This is a genomic window from Devosia sp. Z11_6 (genome assembly GCF_058133665.1).
This window is the reverse complement of the sequence record NZ_JBYUNQ010000005.1, coordinates 46,543-65,041: the sequence shown is the minus strand read 5'-3', so window position 1 is coordinate 65,041 and position 18,499 is coordinate 46,543. Positions and strand designations below refer to the sequence as shown.

The following is an 18,499-nucleotide window of genomic DNA, read 5'->3' as shown; positions in this document are numbered from 1 at the left end:
GCCTCTCAGCTGGCTTTGGCTTTGCGGAAATAGCGGTGGGGAACGAACGGCGTCGGGACGACCTCGGCGGGCTGGCTGCGGCCGCGCACGGCGACCTGCAGCTGCGTGCCGGGCGTGGCATGGTCGGGCGGCACAAAGCCGAGCGCGATGGCCTTGCCGAGCGACGGGGCAAAGCCGCCGCTGGTGACAACGCCAATGGGGGCCCCGGCGGCATCGAGGATTTCGGCGCCTTCGCGGGCCGGGGCGCCTTCAACCAGAAGGCCCACACGCACGCGGCTCAACTGGCCCTCGCGTTCGGCAAGGATGCGGGTGGCGCCGGGGAAATCACCCGCTTCGCGCCGGCGCTTGCTGACGGCAAAGCCGAGCCCCGCTTCAATGGGGGAAATGGTGGGGTTGAGGTCATGCCCGTAAAGCGGGAGTCCCGCTTCGAGGCGCAGGCTGTCGCGAGCGCCAAGGCCAATCGGATTGACGCGCTCATCGGCCACCAGCTGGTCCCAAAGAGCGGGCGCATCAGCGGCGGGCACGAGGATTTCAAAGCCATCTTCGCCGGTATAGCCGGAGCGCGCGACAAGGAGCTGCCCGTGCGCCCAAGGGAAGGCGGCATGGGTCATGAAGCCCAGATCCGCGGCGCCCGGGACGAGCGCGCCGAGTACGGCAACCGCTTCGGGTCCCTGCAGCGCCAGCAGCGCCTGATCGGCATCGGCGCGCACCAGGGTCGCGCGATCACCGGCCGCCGCTTCGATGCGGGCGAAATCGGCGTCCTTGGTGCCGGCATTGACGACGATATAGAGCTCGCCGCCCGCCTGGGGCGAGCGGGCGACCATCAGGTCATCGAGCGCGCCGCCTTGCTCGTTCAGCAGCAGGGTGTAGCGGATCTGGCCCGGCTTGAGGCCGAGGATGTCGCCGCAGATCAGCGGCTCGATGATCGCCGCAATGGCAGCATGATCCGCCTCGGCATCGCCACTGGGATGGTTGAGGCGCAAAAAGCTCGGGCCCATATGGCTGACATCGAAGAGCCCGGCATGGTCGCGCGTCCATTTGTGTTCGGCCATGATGCCGAGCGGATACTGGACGGGGAGATTATACCCGCCAAAGGGCACCATGCGCCCACCGGCAGCGAGGTGGCGCTCATAGAGCGGCGTGGTCTTGAGAGCTTCGGCGGCGAGTTGGGCCATAAACGCATCCCGGAAAATGAACAAGGCGACACGACTGCATCCGCCCTGCGGCGAATGGCGTGCCCCCTCTGTCCTCGACACCTGAGAGATTTCCCGGCTGAGCGCCGGTTGCTCCTTCGGTGGGACCGCAGCGTGCGGTCCGCTTTCCAGAGTTATCGCGTAAACTGCGGTCCTTTTGCCTGAGAGTTTCCGGGGCGGTTGCTCCTTCGGCGCTGGAGAAAACCCAGTCTCTCCCGCAGTGGCGGCAACATGCTGGAGATTCTCGGAGCCGTCAATCGACTCCTTGTGTTGGTCCCGGCCATCGCAGAGCGGTGATGGAGCCAGCGCTACAGGCAACGGGTTTTGCCAGCACGCTACGCGGGCGCTAGGGTGCGGCGAGCTTGGGGAGATCACCGATGCAAAGCCTTGGTCCTGTTGCACTAGCCGTGACGCTGATCGCAAGCCTCGTGCCGGTGAGCAGGGCGGCGGAACTGGCGCCGCTTGTCGGCATGATCAATCCGCAGAGTTTGCCGCCTTACCCATCGGAGGCGGCGGAGCAAGCCGGGCTGGATGATCTCTCGCCCGCCCTCAAGCGCTGCATAGCCGTTTATCGGCTGCATTATGCCTTGCAGCAGCAGGGGCAGGGCGCCACGGATGATCCGACGATCTATGCGCCCGAAGATGGCGCTTTGTTCCTTCAGGTGGCGAGCCAGCAAGCGCAGATCCCGAGCATTACGGCGGCGGTGGCGCAGGTGGCCGGGGAAATCGAGCCCATCCTCGCCGCTTATACCGATCGCGTAGTCGAGAACATCAAGGCGGGAACGCCGGCGGTGGACGAGCTGATTGCTGGCGATCTGGAGCAGTGCCGCGCCGTGGCGGTGGCGCTCAAGGCGTCCTAGGCGGGCCCACGCCGGCCCCGGATCGGATCACCGCACCAGGGACAGCAGGCGATGGCGACGCCTTCGTTGAGCGCGAAGAACCCGTCGCCGCTGACGGGGAGGAGATAAAAGAGATTGCTCGCCTGCGGGCCTTCGCCCACGAGCTTGGGGCTGACAAAGATCAGTTGATCTTCCACAGCCCGGGCCAGTTGGCCGCAGGAGCAGACTGGGCGCTCCGCCCAGCCAAATTGCCCCCAGACATCGTCGGCACTGACCTCGACGCGCCGCAGCTTATCCATCTCGCATCATCCCATGCACTTCGCCGCAGGGACAACCCTTGGGGCCGGTCACGGGTTCACAAGGAACACTAAACGGCTTCGAGGAAGCTTTCGGCGGTGCGCAGGTCGACCGACACCAGCTGGCTGACGCCGCGCTCGGCCATGGTGACGCCGAACAGGCGATCCATGCGGCTCATGGTGATTGGGTTGTGCGTGATACACAAGAACCGCGTTTCGGTGCGTTCGCGCATGGAATCGAGCAGGTTGCAGAAGCGCTCCACATTGGCGTCGTCGAGCGGGGCATCCACTTCGTCGAGCACGCAGATGGGCGCCGGGTTGGACAGGAACACCGCAAAGATCAGCGACAGCGCAGTCAGCGCCTGCTCGCCGCCTGATAGCAGGGTCATGGTTGCGGGCTTCTTGCCGGGCGGGCAGGCGATGATCTCAAGGCCAGCCTGGAGCGGATCGTCGCTTTCCACAAATTGCAACTCGGCGGTGCCACCGCCAAACAGGGTGGTGAATAGCTCGCGGAAGTAGCCGTTGACGCGCTCAAAGGCTTCGGTGAGCCGGGCGCGACCTTCGCGGTTGAGCACGCCAATGCCGGTGCGCAGCTTGGCGATGGCCTCGATCAGGTCATTGCGATCCTTGACCATGGCGTCGAGTCGGGCCTGGGTTTCCACCGCTTCGGCTTCCGCCGAAAGATTGACCCCGCCCAGGCGGTCGCGCTCGGCGCGCAGGCGCTCGAGCTTGCTTTCGGTATCGGCTTCGGCGGGAAGGGCCTGGTGCGGCTTGATGCCTGAAGCTTCAAGCGTGCGGCTGGCGGGAATGCCGAGGGTTTCCTGCACCTGCCGCTCAACGGCGCGCAGGCTCGCGGTGTGGCCGTTGAGACGCTCTTCGACGCGGGTGAGTTCGATCCGCACCTCGGCCAGGGCGGCGGCCGCGCTTTTGTGGGCCGCATCGGCTTCGCGCCAGCGGGTTTGGGCGAGCTCAACGGCGTGGCGGGCCGCCTCGTGATCGCGCCGGGCGTCCTCGATCTGGCGTTCGAGCTTGCTGCGCTTTTCGGCAAAGCCATCAGGAGTTTCGTCGCTGCCGCTGAGCTGCGCCTGCGCTTGGGCGCGGCGCCCCTCGAGCGTTTGCAGTTGGGCCAGCGCCGCATCGCGCCGGCGCGCCCAGTTGGCGGCTTCCCCTTGCAACTGGGCGAGCCGGCTGTCGCGCAGGCGGGCATCGGCTTCGAGGCTGACGAGGCGGTTGCGCGCGGTTTCGGCGCCCTCGCGCAACTCGCGCAGGCGCCGCTGCCGGGTTTGCGCCAGCGCCGCTGTTTCGGTGTCTTCGTTGAGCTCGGCCAGGCCGTCGGCCGCGTCCTCGCGACTTCGCTCGGCCTCCGCGATGGCCGTGGCGAGCTGATTGCGCGCCGCTTCAAACGCGCTGCGTTGCGACGCAAGATCGGCCAGCGCGCGTTCGGCAGCGTTGACGCCATCCTGCGCCTGGGTGACCGCGCGCTGGGCTCGGCGCCAGCCCTCGCGGCCATCGCGCTCATTGGTGCGCGCCAGATCGAGCGCTGAAGTGAGGGTTTCCACCTCGCGCTTCCAGCTGTTGCGCTCGCCCTTGGCACGGGTGATGTCGGCATCGAGCTCGGCGAGCCGATTGCGTTGCGCCAGCCGCTGGGCGGCGGGGCTTGGGGCATCAGCGGCGGCCACAAAGCCGTCCCAGCGCCACAGCGCACCATCAAGAGTGACGAGGCGTTGGCCGGGGCGCAGCGCTTGTTGCAGATCGGCGCCATCGGCGGCATGGACCACGCCGATCTGGTCGAGCCGCCGCTTGAGCGCCGGGCTGCCGGCGACATAGCGCGAGAGAGGCTCGGCGCCCTGGGGGAGCGCGGGATCATCGGAGCCATCGAGCGCCTCGCCCCAATGGAGGGGCGCATCGGGATCGGTAGAGGCTTCCAGATCATCGCCGAGCGCCGCGCCAAGGGCGGTCTCAAAGCCGGGCTCAACCTGTAGGTCGTCGACCACGGCGCGCCACATGCGATCGGTGAGATCGAGCATTTTGAGGAGGGTCGAGGCTTCCGCATCGAGCGCAATCAGCGCTGCTTCAATGGCCTGAAGGCGCGGCCGGGCGACGTCGATCCGGGCCTGGGCGGCAAGGGTGGCCTGTTCGGCGGCAAGGGTCGTCCGTTCAGCGTGCCCGAGGGCCTGCTGTGCGGCCCGCAGGGCATTGCGTTGCTCAAGCAGGGTCTGGTCGGCCTCTCCACGCGCATGGAGTGCGGCGGCGTCGCGGGCCAAATCGGCGGCTTGTGCCTGCAGCTTGGCGACCCGACGAGCAGCGTCTTCGAGATAGCGGTGGGCGGCGGCGCGGCGGGCTTGTTCTTCGGCCAGGGCCTGCTCGGCCACACGCGCTTGTGCTTCCGCTTCGATGACCTCGGCGCGAACAGTCTCGGCAGCATCTTGGGCTTCGGCCAAGGCCTCAGCAGCGGCTTCGGCTTCGCTTTCGAGGCGCTCGGTTTCAGCCTGGCCCGCCTCGAGCGCTGTCTCGCTGTCGCGCAGCTGTTGTTCTTCGCGCGTGCGGTCGGCGGCGAGTTGTTCCAGACGCCGTTCCAGTTCGGAGCGTCGTTCGTGGCTGCGCTGTTCCTGCTCGGCCAGTTGCTCGGCCAGGATGGTGTAGCGCTGCAAGACGGCCGCGGCGACCGAATCGTGCTCGCGCAGGGGCTCGAGTGCGGCTTCCGCCTCGTCGAGCAATTCCTGGGCCTGCCGTTCCTTGCTGGTCGCGTCACCCAAGCGGCGGATCAGCACCGCCTGGTTGGCTTCCGATTCCTTTTCGGCAAACACCGCTGCGACCCAGCGCAGATGGAACAGCGTGGCTTCGGCGCGGCGGATATCGCCGGAAAGGCCGCGATAGCGGATGGCAAGACGCGACTGGCGCTTGAGCACGTCGAGCTGAGTTTCCACTTGGGCGGTGATGTCATCGACCCGCTCAAGGTTCTGCTCGGCGGCGCGCAGGCGCAGCTCGGCCTCGTGACGGCGCGAATGGAGCCCCGAAATGCCAGCGGCTTCCTCGAGCAGGGCGCGCCGGGCGGTGGGCTTGGCCGAGATCAGCTCGCCAATCTGGCCCTGGCGCACCATGGCGGGGGAATGCGCGCCCGTGGAGGCATCGGCAAAGAGCAGCTGCACGTCGCGCGCGCGCACTTCGCGGCCATTAACGCGATAAACCGAGCCGGCCTCGCGCTCGATTCGGCGGCTGACCTGGAGCTCGTCGGCGGTGTTCAGGGCGGCAGGGGCGGTGCGATCGGAGTTGTCGAGCACCAGCGTCACTTCCGCCGAATTGCGGCCGGGCCGGCTCCCCGAGCCCGAAAAGATCACATCATCCATGCCCGAAGCGCGCATGGCCCGATAGGAGCTTTCGCCCATGGCCCAGCGCATGGCTTCCACGAGATTGGATTTGCCGCAGCCATTGGGGCCGACAATGCCGGTGAGCCCCGGCTCCATGGCAAGCACCGTTTCCTCGGCAAAGCTTTTAAAGCCATGCAGGCGAAGTTGGGAGAACTTCATGGCAGGCACACCAGGACGCGCCGGCCGCGGTCATTGAGGAAGCTTGGCAGGAGACTGCGCCCAGGCTTCCCGATCCCACCTAGGGAGAGGGAAGCCGTGGGCAAGCAATCAGGGCGCGGCGGGAGCGGCAGGCGCCACGGGCGTGGCAGCTGGAGCCGCAGGTGCCGCGGTCGGAGCCGCTGGAGGAGCAACGGGGGTTGCGGCCGGTGCAGCCGGCGTAGCAGCAGGAGCTGCCGCAGGAGCGGGCTGAGCCGCAGGTGCTGCAGCGGGCTGGGGAGGAGCTGCGCCGTTGCTTGGCGTGAAACCGGCGGGCACCAGCGCGTCGACTTCAGCGGCCAGCTGTTCAAGCGTTTTGTCGCCGGTGAGCGTCTTGCCGTTAACATAAAAGGTTGGTGTGCCTTCGAGTCCAAACTCGTTGAGCGCCTGCTCACGAATGGCTTCCATCCCGGTGAACAGGGCTTGATTCGTCAAGGCAGCATCAAAGCTTTCCTGGGTAAAGCCGAGCTGGGTCGCGATTTCGAGGATCGCGTCGCGCGGGGTTTCCGAAGTGCCCCAGTCCTGCTGGGTACGGAAATAGGTGCCGATGACATTGTGGTAATTCTCATCGCCCGAGGCTTCGGCGAGCATGAAAATGGCGGCGTCGAGCACATTGCGCACAAATGGACGCAGGATGAAGCGCACCTTGCCCGTGTCGATATAGGCTTCCTTGAACGGGCCATAAACCGTGTTGTGGAAGGTAGCGCAGTGCGGGCAGGTGGGTGAGGCATATTCGATCACGGTGACCGGCGCGTCGGGGTTGCCCAGCACCTTATCAGCGATGCCGCCGGCCGGAGCGAGCAGCTTGGCGGTGTCGACCATTTCGCCTTCCGCCGCGCCGGCGCTCGAAATGCCACATACGCTGAGCGCGGTGGCAGCGGCGGCGAGAACAATGGTGTCACGGCGGTTTAACTTCACGGCGAACGCTCCTGTTTTTGTTTGGGCGACACTATACGGGCGGGACGTGTCGGCAAGTGGGCATAGCTATCAACTGGGGGTGAACACACTATTTGCGTTTCGGCTCCGCTTGCGCGGCCAGTTGCAGGCCCAGCATCCGCAATGCTTCACGCACGCCTTCATCTTCAACCCCCGCCACCGCGGCGCCAATGCGCGCCTCGACAACCGGGTCCGGCGGAGGGGGAGGAGGCGCCTTTCCAGCTGAACCGGAGCTGAAGGGCTCGGCCGAGAGCCGGACCTGGCCCACCAGCACATAGCCGAAATAACGATTAACCGCCGCAGCAATGGCCGGGGCTTCATGGGCCAGCATCAGCGCATGGCCGGGCTGGCAGCGCAGGTATAGCGTGGCGCCATCGGCACTGCGCTCGCCGCGCGGCCAGCTAAGCTTGTCGGGGATCGCCACGGTGTTGTAGGGGGCGGGCGCCATGGCGTGCCAATGCTCGAGAATATCGCGGCTGGCAAAGCCGCGTTTCTTGAGCACGGGATCGAGCGCCCCCGCAATCGCATCGGCAACGCTGACGGCGCGGTTGCGACGCTTGGGTTCGGTAGGGGGCTTGACCATGCCGGCAAACTAGCTTCCCGACAAGGCAGCGGCAAGGCCACCTTCCGGCGATTGCTGGCGCCGATGTGACCAAGGCGGCCTTGTCGCAGGCGCCGCGGCAGGGCAAACGGAAGGCATGCAGCTTTCCCATTCCCGCCCCGTCGATGCCGCCGCGGTTCTGACCTGGTATGACCGCAATGCGCGCGACCTGCCCTGGCGGGTGTCCCCGAGCGATCGGGCGCGTGGTGTTCGGCCCGATCCCTATCGGGTGTGGCTGAGCGAAGTGATGCTGCAGCAAACTACGGTTGCTGCCGTGAAAAGTTTTTTCGTGCGCTTCACCAGCCTTTGGCCGACGGTGTTCGAGATGGCCGCGGCCCCGCTCGACAGCATCCTCAAGGAATGGGCGGGCCTGGGCTATTATGCCCGCGCACGGAACCTGCATGCCTGTGCGCAAGCCGTGGTGCGCGACCATGGTGGCGTGTTTCCGGCCACTGCCGAAGCGCTGCAGGCGCTGCCGGGGATTGGCGCCTATACCAGCGCCGCCATTGCCGCGATCTGTTTTGACGAGCGGGTGCCGGTGCTCGATGGCAATCTCGACCGTGTGCTGGCGCGGTTTTACGCGCTGCCGGTGCCGGTGCGCGAGGCCAAGGAGGAATTGCGCGCGGCGCTGGGCACAGCGGTGCCGGCGCGGGCGGGGGATTTTGCCCAGGCGATGATGGATCTGGGCGCCACTATTTGTGCGCCCCGCGCGGTGCTCTGCATGCTCTGTGCGCTGCAGGAGGGGTGCGCCGCGCTGCGCACCGCCCATCCGCTGAGCTTTCCGGTCAAGGCAGAAAAACCGGAGCGGCCGGTACGGCGCGGCCATGCCTTTGTGATGCGAGACGGGGCCGGGGATGTGTATCTGCAAACCCGGCCCGACAAGGGGCTGCTGGCCAAAATGACCGAAGTGCCGTGTTCCCCTTGGGGCGAGGCGTTGGCCGAACCCAGCTATCCCGCCCCCGGCGACTGGCGCCACCATGGCCAGGTGGTGCATGTGTTCACCCATTTCCGGCTGGAACTGGAAGTGTGGTCGGCAACAGTGGAGCCCGACGGGCTGGACAGCGGCTGGTGGAGTTCACCGGCTGATCTGCAAGGGGAAGCGCTGCCAACGCTGTTCCGCAAGGTGCTCGCCGGGGCGGGGGTGGAGGGGGCTTAAGCGGCGGCCATGGATAGTTCGTTCAGGCCGGAGCCCTGCACTTCACAGCCATCCATTGGCTTTCATGATCGGTGCAAGCAGATCGAGGTTCCGGGTGCGCTCGGCAGCCGCTGCGATCTTCGGGCAATTCGCCTTGAACCAGTCCTGTCCCGGTCTCCACGAGACCATGGCCGCTAGATAAGCATCGAGAACCGAGACGTTCTCGCCCATAACAAAGGGGCCGACAACTTCGCCTTCCAGCCACTGATACAGGTGCTGACGATGAGCATCACTGGAGGCGCGCAACTCGGACTGGGCAGAAGGTGCCCAGCGTTCGGGGTAATCGCCATGGGTGAATGTCGGGTAGACATTGGCGACCTGCCAGATCAGCAGGCGATAAAAGCGAAGTCGCTCCGGCGTGTCTTGGGGCGGTGCCAGGTGCGGTGCCTGATCAATCACCATAAGCGCGATAGCTGCGCTTTCGGTGATGACCTGCCCGGTTGCGAGGACCAGGGTGGGTATCTGCGCCAAGGGATTGGCTGCGGTAAGCGCATCGCGCGACGCACCGGGCTGATCGAACCCGGTGACATCGATAAGTTCATACTGCATGCCGGCGAGCGTAAGCATCGCCTCCGCAATGCCCGAACCCCAGCCGCGCACTCCATAAAGCTGCATCCCGTTCCCTTCCCGTTTCCGGTTGCTCAGCCGGTGACCTTAGCTGACCTGCAGGTTCCGCTCCATTGTGGGAGCATGGGTGGCACGATTACCAGTGAGCAGCAGGCGGCCCGCGGCAATTGCTGCAGCGAAATCAGTAGGCGGCAGTGAACCGCACGCGACTATGCCGATGTTGTTCAAGTTCGTCGACCATGGCGATTGCATAATCCGCAAAGCTGATTTTGCTGACACCAGCCTCATCAACAACCAGCTTGTCATCGCCCAGGCGGTAGTGACCAAGACGCGGGCCAGCAAAAAAGTCAGCGGCCGGCGAAAAGAAGATCCAGTCGATATCTTGCTCGGCACGAAGGTCTTCAAGGAAGGTGATGCCACCCTGCACAAAGGGTTTGGCTTCCTCGGGAAAGTCGGGCGCATCGATAAGCCGTACACCTGGTGCAACTTCCAGACTCCCTGCGCCCCCGGTGAACAGTACCCTGCCTATTCCAGCCTGCTTGACGGCAGACAATAGAGTTGCGGCAGGCACGTCGAAGCGCAAGGCGCTGATGACAGCGTCACTTCCGGCAATAACCTTGGAAAGCGCTGCAGGATCGAATGCGTCAGCACTGACTGCGGTTACTTCCGGAGCACGGGGCACGGCATCCGGGTTCTGGTCCACTGCGAGCACCGCGTGCCCCCGGCGTGCAAGCTCCTTGGTGATTTCCGAACCGGCGCGTCCGCTTGCTCCGAGTACTGCGATTTTCATTTGTCGTCTCCTGTGGTAGTAACCAACGGAAACCTAGTTATAGATAGAAACGACACATGCAAGACGGCACTTTCACCACATCAGGTTACGCCGAGGAAACCCGAACGGCACGCGGAACCGTCTTTGCCAGTGACTGTTCGACACGAAAGCTGCTCGACCGCATCGGTGACAAATGGAGCGTCCTGATCCTGCTTGTGCTGGGAGATTCAGAAGCCCGGTTCAACGAACTGAGGCGGCAAATCGGCGGCATTTCGCAGAAGATGCTAAGCCAAACCCTTCAATCGCTTAGACGGGACGGGCTCATCACCCGCGAGGTTGAACCTACTACGCCGGTAACGGTCACCTATGCGATTACGCCCCTTGGCCGTGAACTGCTGACCGCATTGCGCATGATGATCGATTGGGCAGAAACCAGGCTGCCGGAGGTTGAGGCGGCGCAGCGTCTTCATGACGGGGCCTCGCAGTCGCTGGATTGATAAAGTCTGCGTGACCTGGTTGCCAGCGCCGTGGCCGAAAGATGCCGGGTCCTTCGCCTGACACATGTCAGCGGACGACGGCGTGAACGAAGCTGCATCAAGGGCACGGACCGTCGCCTTGCGTGTGTTGTTCTCTATGGCTATCCCCAGGAAGGGGTCTATGCCGGGTTTATCCCAGCATCAGCCATGAGCGCTCCGGTGAGCACAACTGGGAAAGGCCCTTCCGAGAACCCCGGGCAAAGAAAAAGGCCGCCGGTTTGGAACCAGCGGCCTTGAAGTAGAGCCTGAATGATTGGAGGTCAGGATCAGGCAGAAAGCAAATCAAGTTTCGCGCGGATATCCGCCCGAAGGTCGTCGATGGGAGCGATATGGCCCCCTTGTTCGTAATGCCAGAAAGTCCACCCGTTGCATGCCTCGGCGCCCTGCACCAGCGCACCCACTTTGTGGATGGAGCCCTGATGGGAACCCGAGACGAGCGAGCCGTCTGCACGAACCATGGCGAAGTAACGTTTGGTTAAGTCGAAAAGTTGCGTGCCCGGTTCAATCATTCCCTGCTCGACCAGCGAGCCAAAGGGAATGCGGGTTTCCTTGCGCTTGGGCGTGACCGATTGCAGGGCTTCAAAGACACCCGGCCGGATGGTCGCGATGCGGTTGCGCGCGGCATCCACATAGATCTGCTCGCGCTCGATGCCGATGAAATGGCGCCCGAGCTTGCGCGCGACAGCCCCCGTCGTGCCAGTGCCGAAGAATGGGTCAAGCACGATGTCGCCGGGCTTGGTGGTGGCATTGAGAATGCGGAACAGGAGGGCTTCGGGCTTTTGCGTGGGATGCACCTTGCCGTCGTCCTCGCCCTTGAGGCGCTCATTGCCGGTGCACAGCGGAAACAGCCAATCGGAGCGCATCTGCGTGTCGTCATTGGCGAGCTTGAGCGCTTCATAATTGAAGGTGACGCGGCTTTTCTGGTTCTTGGCCGCCCAGATCAGCGTTTCATGGGCATTGGTGAACCTTGTACCCCGGAAATTGGGCATCGGATTGGCCTTGCGCCAGATCACGTCGTTGAGCATCCAGAAGTCGAGATCCTGGAGTGCCGCGCCAACGCGGAAAATGTTGTGGTAGGAGCCGATGACCCACAGGGCGCCATCGGGCTTGAGCACGCGGCGCGCCGCCGCCAGCCAGGCGCGGGTGAAACGGTCATAATGGGCAAAGCTGTCGAACTTGTCCCAATCATCGTCCACCGCATCGACGCGGCTTTGATCGGGACGGGTCAGGCCCGATTCCAGCTGCAGATTATAGGGTGGATCGGCAAACACCAGGTCCACCGAGCCAGCGGGCAGGCTGTTCATGTGGTCGATACAATCGCCCACAAGAATGGTGTCGATGGGGAGACGCCTTGGCTCCTCCGCAAAGGCCGGTTCGGCCCGACGCGCGGTACGCAACATACACTTAACCCTAACGCAACACTAACGCTCCTGTTGTAGCGCCTCAGGGTTAAGGGAGCGTGTGCAATGGGTTAGCGTGGAGTTAAGAGGCGAGCAGGACCGGGACAGCCGCCAGCGCCAACCGCTCGCGCGCTTCAGCAACAGGGGCAAAATCGGCGCGGTGATGGCGGCAGGGACCATGGTCCTTGAGGGCGCGCATATGCTGGGGCGTCGAATAGCCCTTGTGGCTGGAAAAGCCGAAATGGGGTGCATCGCAATCCATGATCCGGCACATCCGGTCGCGGGTGACTTTCGCGACGATTGAGGCGGCGGCGATCGAAACGCTGCGCCCGTCGCCGCCCACCAGCGCGAGGCCCTCGCAGGGCAGGCCCATGGGCACATCGCGCCCATCCACCAGGACACGGTCCGGCGTAACGCAAAGGCCGTGTACGGCCTGGGCCATGGCCCAGAGCGTCGCGCCGCGAATATTGCGGGTGGCGATGATGGAGGGAGGCGCGATCACCACCGAAACTCGGGCGGTGTCCACAATCTGGGCGAACAGCGCCTCGCGCACCTCTTCGGTCAGCTTTTTGGAATCGTTGAGGCCAACCGGAATGCAGGTGGGATCGAGTATCACCGCGGCCACGACCACGGGGCCGGCCAGGGGACCGCGGCCGGCTTCGTCCACGCCGGCGACGACGCGCGCCCCACGGGCCTGCGCGGCAAGCTCATGGGAATAATCGGGTTCAAGCTGGATGGGTGATTCGATCAGCATGCCGCCAGCATCGCGATGGGCCTGCGCGGCGTCAACCCGGCGCCAAGTCGCGCCGGGATCACAAATCAGAAGAGGCTCATCTGCCGGTCTTCGAGCTTGGGGGCGACGAAAAGGTCGCTGCGCAGGCCCGGAAGCTTGGCGTCGAGCCCATAGCGCTCGCGCGCCTTTTCGAAGCGCTGGGTCAGCAGGGTCGCATAAGGGCCTTCGCCCGTCATGCGGGTGCCCCAGCGCGAGTCATAATCCTTGCCACCACGGGTATCGCGCACCAGCGATAGCACATGCCGCACCCGGTCGGGGAAATGGCGCAGCAGCCATTCCCGGAAGATGTCGCGCACTTCGCCGGGCAAGCGCAGCAGGATCATCGCGGCTCCCTTGGCACCTTGGGCGGCGGCGGCATCGAGGATGCGCTCGAGCTCCATGTCGTTGATCGCCGGGATCATCGGGGAGGCGAGTACGGAGACCGGCACGCCCGCTTCCGACAGAAGCCGAATGGCTTCGAGGCGCCGGGCCGGGGAGGAGGCACGCGGCTCCATCTTGCGGCTGAGCTTGTGGTCCATCGAGGTCATGGAAATGCCGACCTTGACGAGCCGGAGCTTGGCCAACTCAGTCAGAAGGTCGAGGTCGCGGATCAGGAGGGCCGACTTGGTGGTGATGGTAACGGGGTGGCGCGTTTCCAGCATCACTTCGAGGATCCCGCGCGTCAGCTTATGCTTGCGCTCGGCGGGCTGATAGGGGTCCGTATTGGTGCCCATTGCCACCGGCTTGACGCGATAGTTCTTGGCGCCGAGTTCCGCGCGCAGCGCTTCCACCGCATTGGTTTTGACATAGATGTCGCGCTCGAACTCGATGCCGGCGGAATGGCCGAGGAAGGCGTGGCTGGGGCGGGCAAAGCAATAGGAACAGCCATGCTCGCAGCCGCGATAGGCATTGATCGAGCGATCAAAGCCGATATCGGGGCTGTCATTGCTGGTGATGATGGTCTTGGCGCGCTCGATATGCTCGATGGTTTCGAACTGGGGCAGTGTTTCGACGCTGTTCCAGCCGTCATCAAAGCTCTCCCGGGCCTGGCGCTCGAAGCGGCCGCTGCGATTGGATTGCGCGCCCCGGCCGCGATTGCGGCTGGGATCGACCAGTTCGCGCCGCGCCAGATCGGCGTCGCGGCTGCGGCTGAGCTTTTCCAGGGCTTCAAAGGACGGCGCTTGATAAAGGGCCATGAGGCGATCTCCTTGCGCTTGCCGGTCGAATCGCGACGGCACGCAGCGTGGGATTCACATAGCGCACGCACGAGAACAAAACAAGAACAAGGGTGAACAGCTGAGCTGCCTCGACCCATCAAATGGGCGTGGGGAACGGCTGATGCAAGACTGCCCTGCACGCGCGCGGGGTGGACTGGAGCGCTTGCACCCACTAAACTACCCGACCCGGCCAAGGGCGCTGACCCCACTCGCTTCGGCGATGTCGAAATCGGGTTGGCCCGATCGTCAGGGCTGTGTTCCAGCTGCCCGGGACCGAACAAATTCAATTCTGCGAAAGGCACACCATGTCCAGCGATGCTTCTGTTTTAGATGCTGTGCCCCCATCCGCCGCCGCAGCTGAGCCAGGGCTTGGCGCGCGCAATCGGCTGGTGATCAACCTGCTGCTGGTTTCGGCCTTTGTGGTGATCCTGAACGAAACCATCATGGGCGTGGCACTGCCGCACCTGATGACCGATCTGGGGATCACCGCAAGCGCCGGCCAGTGGCTGACCACGGCGTTTCTGCTGACCATGGCGGTGGTGATTCCCATCACCGGCTTCTTGCTGCAGCGCTTTCATACGCGGCCGGTGTTTGTCGCCGCCATGAGCACGTTTTCGCTCGGCACCCTGATCTGCGCCACCGCTCCTGGCATTGAACTGCTGATTGCGGGTCGGGTGGTGCAGGCCATCGGCACGGCGATCATGATGCCGCTGCTGATGACCACGGTGATGAACCTCGTGCCGCCCGCAACGCGGGGCAAGACCATGGGCAATATCTCGACGGTGATCTCGGTGGCGCCAGCGATCGGCCCGACCATTTCGGGCCTGATCCTGTCGCAGCTGGATTGGCGCTGGATGTTTATCCTGGTTTTGCCGATTGCGCTGGGGAGCCTCGCCCTGGGATTTGCGCGCATCCGCAATGTTTCGACGCCCAAATCCGTGCCAATCGATGTGATTTCGGTCGGTATGTCGGTGGTGGGTTTTGGCAGCCTGGTTTATGGGCTAAGCGGGCTGGGGGAAGCTGCGAGCCATCCCGGTCCCGTGCCGGCCTGGGCGCCGCTGGTGCTGGGCATCGTAGTGATCGGGCTCTTCGTGCTGCGCCAGCTGTCCCTCCAAAAGCGCGACCGTGCCCTGCTTGATCTGCGCACCCTGCAAACGCCGACCTTCAGCATCTCGGTGGTGCTGATGGCGGTGATGATGATGGCGATGTTCGGTATGTTGATCCTGCTGCCCATCTATCTGCAGAACGTTCTGGGGCTCTCGACGCTGCAGACCGGCTTGATGCTGCTGCCGGGCGGCCTCGTTATGGGGCTCTGCGCGCCAGTGGTAGGTCGGCTCTATGACAAACATGGCCCAACCGTGCTGCTCGTGCCCGGCGCGACCATTGTGAGCCTCGTCTTGTGGAGCCTGACCATGGTCACGGAAAGCACGCCCTTTGGCTGGCTGCTCGCCGCCCATCTGGCCTTCAGCGTCGGTTTGTCGCTGATGTTCACGCCCCTGTTTTCGGCGAGCCTGGGTTCGCTCCAGCCCAAGCTATATTCGCATGGCAGCGCCGTGATCGGCACGGTGCAGCAGGTGGCCGGGGCAGCGGGCACGGCGTTGTTTGTGGCGCTGATGACCCTGCAGTCGGCCAATCTGCTGGCCGGTGGTGCCGAGCCATTGGCGGCAGCGGCGGGCGGCATCCGCTCGGCGTTCTTTGTGGGGGCGATTATCTCGCTGTTCGCGATCGTGGCCGCATTCTTTGTGCGCAAGCCCAAGGGCGGCACGCCGGGCATGGTGCACGGGCACTAAGCTTCTCAAGGCTGGTGGAACTTCAGAACGGCGGCCTTGGGGCCGCCGTTCTGCGTTTCAGCGCTCGGCGAGACGTGGCATCACTTCCACGAAATTGCAGGGTTTGTGCCGATAATCGAGCTGATCGCGCAAAATGCCCTCCCAGGCGTCCCGGCAGGCGCCGCGGGAGCCCGGCAGGCAGAACACAAAGGTTTCCCCGATCAGCCCAGCCGTGGCGCGCGACTGAATCGAGGACGTGCCGATCTTGGTGGCCGAGTATTGGTGGAACAGGACCGAAAAGCCGTCCATGCGCTTGTTGAACAGCGGCTCGATGGCTTCGGGGGTGACATCGCGGCCGGAAAAGCCGGTGCCGCCCGTGGTCAGCACCACGTCCACTTGCGGGTCCGCAACCCAGGCCTGAACGGCCGCCCGGATCGCCTGCACATCATCAGGCACCACGCTGCGGCCAGCGCAACGATGACCATCGGCTTCCAGCATGGAAACAAGCAGGGCGCCGGAGGTGTCGGTCTCGAGCGTGCGGGTGTCCGACACGGCGAGCACGGCGATGGACAGGGGCCGGAACTCGCGGTCGTCAAATCTTGCCGTGATAAACATCGCTTTGCTCCGCTGCAGCCTGCTGTTCGTCGAGTTCGGTTTCCTCGATATCGGCCCGTGGATCAAGCGCCACCGTTTCTGGCGTCACCTGCTCGTCCGAGGCCATGGGCTGGAACGGGGTGCGCGTAGCTGCATCGGGCGCGTTGCGGATGCGCATGCGCAGAATGGCCGCGACGGCCAGGATGGCGTGGAAGATACCCGTGACGACAAAAAGCCCAACCGGCTGGAATGCACCCATGATCATGGAAGCGACGGCGGGGCCGATGGCGAGGCCAACACCCAGGGTCAGCAGCATGCCGCCAGCGATCTTGGCGAACTCGCCTTCCTTGGCGAAGTCATTGGCGTGGGCCACCGCCACCGCATAAAGCGGATTGGCGGCAAAGCCATAAGCGGCGAACAGCACATACATCGGCCAACCGGCGGCGGGGTTGAGCAGCACCAGGGTCAGGGCCACGAGGGCGGCAAAGGTGGACAGCCCGATCATCACCAGGCGGCGATCGATCCGGTCGGAAAGACGGCCAAAGGGAATTTGCGCGGAGGCCCCCAGAATGGCGGCAAGGGCAAAAAGAAAAGCGATGCCGCCCGCATCGAGCCCCTGGGCATAGCCGTAGACCGGCGCCAGGGTGCCAAAAGTGCCATTGGCCATGCCGCAGCAGAATGCGGCAATCGCAGCAATGGGAGAGGTGCGGTAAAGGAGGCGCAGATCAAGCCGCGCCGAGGATAGGGGGCGCGGCTGGGGCGTCGAGGTGAGGGCGGTCGGCAGCACTGCGCAAATAAAGCTGATCGCGCCCAGCACGAAGGGCACATAGCCGGCGGTGCCGGTCATGGACATGGCGAACTGGCCAAGCACCGACGAGCACATATTGACCGTGACATAGATCGAAAAGGTCGTGCCGCGGCTGCGGTTATCGGTCACCTCATTGAGCCAGCTTTCAACGATCATCGCGGCGCCGGCAAAGCAGAAGCCCGATAGCGCGCGCAAGACAATCCAGCTGATGTCGTTGACCATCAGCAGGTTAAGGAGGATCGTGACCGTGCCAATCGCGGCCATCACGGAAAACGCGCGGATATGACCGACATTGCGCACAATGAGCGGGACGACGAGCGAGCCCGAAACAAAGCCTACCGACCAGCCGGTACCGATCAGGCCGAGCGAGAGCAGCGAGAAGCCTTCTTCTGCGCCGCGAACCGAGAGCAAGAGACCCTGCAGGCCACCCCCGAACATCAGCAGGGCAGAGCCAAGGAAGAGGGCGTAAATCTTTACAACGGAGGCCATGACGCTTTCGGGGGAACGGAGTTGATTCGGCTGAGTGTGGTTGGATCACGCAACGGTGACATTAAGGGGGCAAAATCCCCCAGCCCAAGCTCCAATGTCAGCCGATGCCCAATTGGTCCATTTTGGCCTTGAGGCTAAGCAGGTCGCGCCAGGCTTGCTGCTTGGCAGCCGGGTTGCGCAGCAAATAGGCGGGGTGAAGCGTGGCGATGGCCTCGGTTTGATGGTTGCCGATGCTCACCGGGCTCCATTTGCCGCGCATCTTGATGATGCCCGTACTGGTGGAGAACACCGTCTGCATGGCCGGTCCGCCGACGGTGAGCACAAGACGGGGCGCCACCAGCTCCACTTGCCGTTGCAGGAAGGGCAGGCATAGGGCCAGCTCCTCGGGCGTGGGCACCCGATTGCCGGGCGGGCGCCAGGGCACGGTATTGGCGATATAAACCTTGGTACGATCGAGCCCGATGGCGCCGAGCATCTTGTCGAGCAACTGGCCGGCGCGACCCACAAAGGGGCGCCCCTGCCGGTCCTCTTCGGCGCCGGGGGCTTCCCCGATCACCATGATCTGAGCTTGGGGATTGCCATCGGCAAACACCAGCTGGGTGGCACGGAGCTTGAGCCCGCAGCCATCATAGGCGCGCAGGATCTCTTCGAGTTCAACCAGGTTCTGCGCCTTGGCCGCAAGGCTGCGCGCTTCGGCCGGATCGCCCCCGAGTGCAGGCATGGGTGCGCTCGGCGCGGCCGAGGCGGCGGGATTGGGGACGGCGGGGCTGGGGGCAACACGGGCAGGCGGGCGCTGGTTGAAGCGGTCCACCGGCTCTTCGCCAAGGGCCAGGTCCACACCGGCAGCCCGATACCATTCGAGCACCGAGACCATCTCGGCGTGATTTAGCGGTCGCATCTCGGCCATGTTCTCTGTTATGGCACACCGCGTTTGCCGCGGCCAGCCGCGCGTGGA

Annotated in this window: 17 protein-coding genes and 1 riboswitch; of the genes, 4 read left to right on the top strand and 13 right to left on the bottom strand. The window is 64.5% G+C overall.

What is annotated here, in order from left to right; genetic code table 11:
* Nucleotides 1-5: 5 nt before the first annotated feature.
* The gene (gcvT, locus tag AC3YMN_RS14915; protein WP_489890602.1) at nt 6-1,175 is read right to left on the bottom strand and encodes a glycine cleavage system aminomethyltransferase GcvT; all 1,170 of its coding nucleotides are present in this window, start codon (nt 1,173-1,175) and stop codon (nt 6-8) included.
* Between the two features lie 157 nt (nt 1,176-1,332).
* A riboswitch (glycine riboswitch) is annotated at nt 1,333-1,421 on the bottom strand.
* Nucleotides 1,422-1,570: 149 nt separating this feature from the next.
* Here gcvT and AC3YMN_RS14910 point away from each other — a divergent pair.
* On the top strand, nt 1,571-2,053 hold the full coding sequence (locus AC3YMN_RS14910; protein ID WP_489890601.1) for a hypothetical protein: 483 nt from the start codon (nt 1,571-1,573) through the stop codon (nt 2,051-2,053).
* On the opposite strand, the gene AC3YMN_RS14905 is transcribed toward AC3YMN_RS14910, so the two are convergent.
* From AC3YMN_RS14905 to AC3YMN_RS14890, 4 genes are all read right to left on the bottom strand, one after another.
* On the bottom strand, nt 2,050-2,331 hold the full coding sequence (locus AC3YMN_RS14905) for a hypothetical protein (protein WP_489890600.1): 282 nt from the start codon (nt 2,329-2,331) through the stop codon (nt 2,050-2,052). The two genes, AC3YMN_RS14910 and AC3YMN_RS14905, sit on opposite strands and share 4 nt — an antisense overlap.
* A gap of 68 nt (nt 2,332-2,399) precedes the next feature.
* On the bottom strand, nt 2,400-5,855 hold the full coding sequence (locus AC3YMN_RS14900; protein ID WP_489890599.1) for a chromosome segregation SMC family protein: 3,456 nt from the start codon (nt 5,853-5,855) through the stop codon (nt 2,400-2,402).
* 108 nt (nt 5,856-5,963) lie between these two features.
* A complete protein-coding gene (locus tag AC3YMN_RS14895; RefSeq protein WP_489890598.1) occupies nt 5,964-6,809 on the bottom strand; it encodes a DsbA family protein in 846 nt (281 codons plus the stop codon).
* An 88-nt stretch (nt 6,810-6,897) separates the two neighbouring features.
* Entirely contained in the window at nt 6,898-7,410 is a 513-nt protein-coding gene (locus tag AC3YMN_RS14890) for a DUF721 domain-containing protein (protein WP_127752196.1), read from the bottom strand.
* Between the two features lie 115 nt (nt 7,411-7,525).
* Between AC3YMN_RS14890 and AC3YMN_RS14885 the strand changes: the two genes are divergently transcribed.
* Complete coding sequence (locus AC3YMN_RS14885) at nt 7,526-8,584, top strand: A/G-specific adenine glycosylase (RefSeq protein ID WP_489890597.1); 1,059 nt, start codon at nt 7,526-7,528, stop codon at nt 8,582-8,584.
* 42 nt (nt 8,585-8,626) lie between these two features.
* Here AC3YMN_RS14885 and AC3YMN_RS14880 read toward each other — a convergent pair whose 3' ends face one another.
* Nucleotides 8,627-9,238 carry a glutathione S-transferase family protein gene (locus tag AC3YMN_RS14880; protein ID WP_489890596.1) on the bottom strand — a complete coding sequence of 204 codons (612 nt, stop codon included), beginning with the start codon at nt 9,236-9,238 and terminating at the stop codon, nt 8,627-8,629.
* A 133-nt stretch (nt 9,239-9,371) separates the two neighbouring features.
* Nucleotides 9,372-9,980, bottom strand: coding sequence for an NAD(P)-dependent oxidoreductase (locus AC3YMN_RS14875; protein WP_172122601.1), 609 nt, complete (start codon nt 9,978-9,980; stop codon nt 9,372-9,374).
* Between the two features lie 56 nt (nt 9,981-10,036).
* On the opposite strand from AC3YMN_RS14875, the gene AC3YMN_RS14870 reads away from it, so the two are divergent.
* Nucleotides 10,037-10,456, top strand: a complete 420-nt coding sequence (locus AC3YMN_RS14870) for a winged helix-turn-helix transcriptional regulator (protein WP_127752200.1) — start codon at nt 10,037-10,039, stop codon at nt 10,454-10,456.
* A 305-nt stretch (nt 10,457-10,761) separates the two neighbouring features.
* Here the strand turns inward: AC3YMN_RS14870 and AC3YMN_RS14865 are convergent, their stop codons facing one another.
* The 3 genes from AC3YMN_RS14865 to AC3YMN_RS14855 all read right to left on the bottom strand — a co-directional run bounded on the left by AC3YMN_RS14865 (nt 10,762) and on the right by AC3YMN_RS14855 (nt 13,863).
* On the bottom strand, nt 10,762-11,895 hold the full coding sequence (locus tag AC3YMN_RS14865; RefSeq protein WP_172122602.1) for a site-specific DNA-methyltransferase: 1,134 nt from the start codon (nt 11,893-11,895) through the stop codon (nt 10,762-10,764).
* Between the two features lie 82 nt (nt 11,896-11,977).
* Entirely contained in the window at nt 11,978-12,649 is a 672-nt protein-coding gene (rnhB, locus tag AC3YMN_RS14860) for a ribonuclease HII (RefSeq protein WP_489890595.1), read from the bottom strand.
* 65 nt (nt 12,650-12,714) lie between these two features.
* Entirely contained in the window at nt 12,715-13,863 is a 1,149-nt protein-coding gene (locus AC3YMN_RS14855) for a PA0069 family radical SAM protein (protein WP_489890594.1), read from the bottom strand.
* Nucleotides 13,864-14,189: 326 nt separating this feature from the next.
* On the opposite strand from AC3YMN_RS14855, the gene AC3YMN_RS14850 reads away from it, so the two are divergent.
* Nucleotides 14,190-15,674 (top strand): MDR family MFS transporter, encoded by a 1,485-nt coding sequence (locus AC3YMN_RS14850; protein ID WP_489890593.1) that lies wholly within the window; start codon nt 14,190-14,192, stop codon nt 15,672-15,674.
* A gap of 57 nt (nt 15,675-15,731) precedes the next feature.
* On the opposite strand, the gene moaB is transcribed toward AC3YMN_RS14850, so the two are convergent.
* The 3 genes from moaB to AC3YMN_RS14835 form a co-directional block, all read right to left on the bottom strand.
* Nucleotides 15,732-16,268, bottom strand: a complete 537-nt coding sequence (moaB, locus tag AC3YMN_RS14845) for a molybdenum cofactor biosynthesis protein B (RefSeq protein WP_172122606.1) — start codon at nt 16,266-16,268, stop codon at nt 15,732-15,734.
* A complete protein-coding gene (locus AC3YMN_RS14840) occupies nt 16,246-17,544 on the bottom strand; it encodes an MFS transporter (protein WP_489890592.1) in 1,299 nt (432 codons plus the stop codon). Before AC3YMN_RS14840 ends, moaB begins: the two co-directional genes overlap by 23 nt.
* A 97-nt stretch (nt 17,545-17,641) precedes the next feature.
* Nucleotides 17,642-18,451 (bottom strand): uracil-DNA glycosylase, encoded by an 810-nt coding sequence (locus tag AC3YMN_RS14835; protein ID WP_127752207.1) that lies wholly within the window; start codon nt 18,449-18,451, stop codon nt 17,642-17,644.
* Between the last annotated feature and the right edge of the window lie 48 nt (nt 18,452-18,499).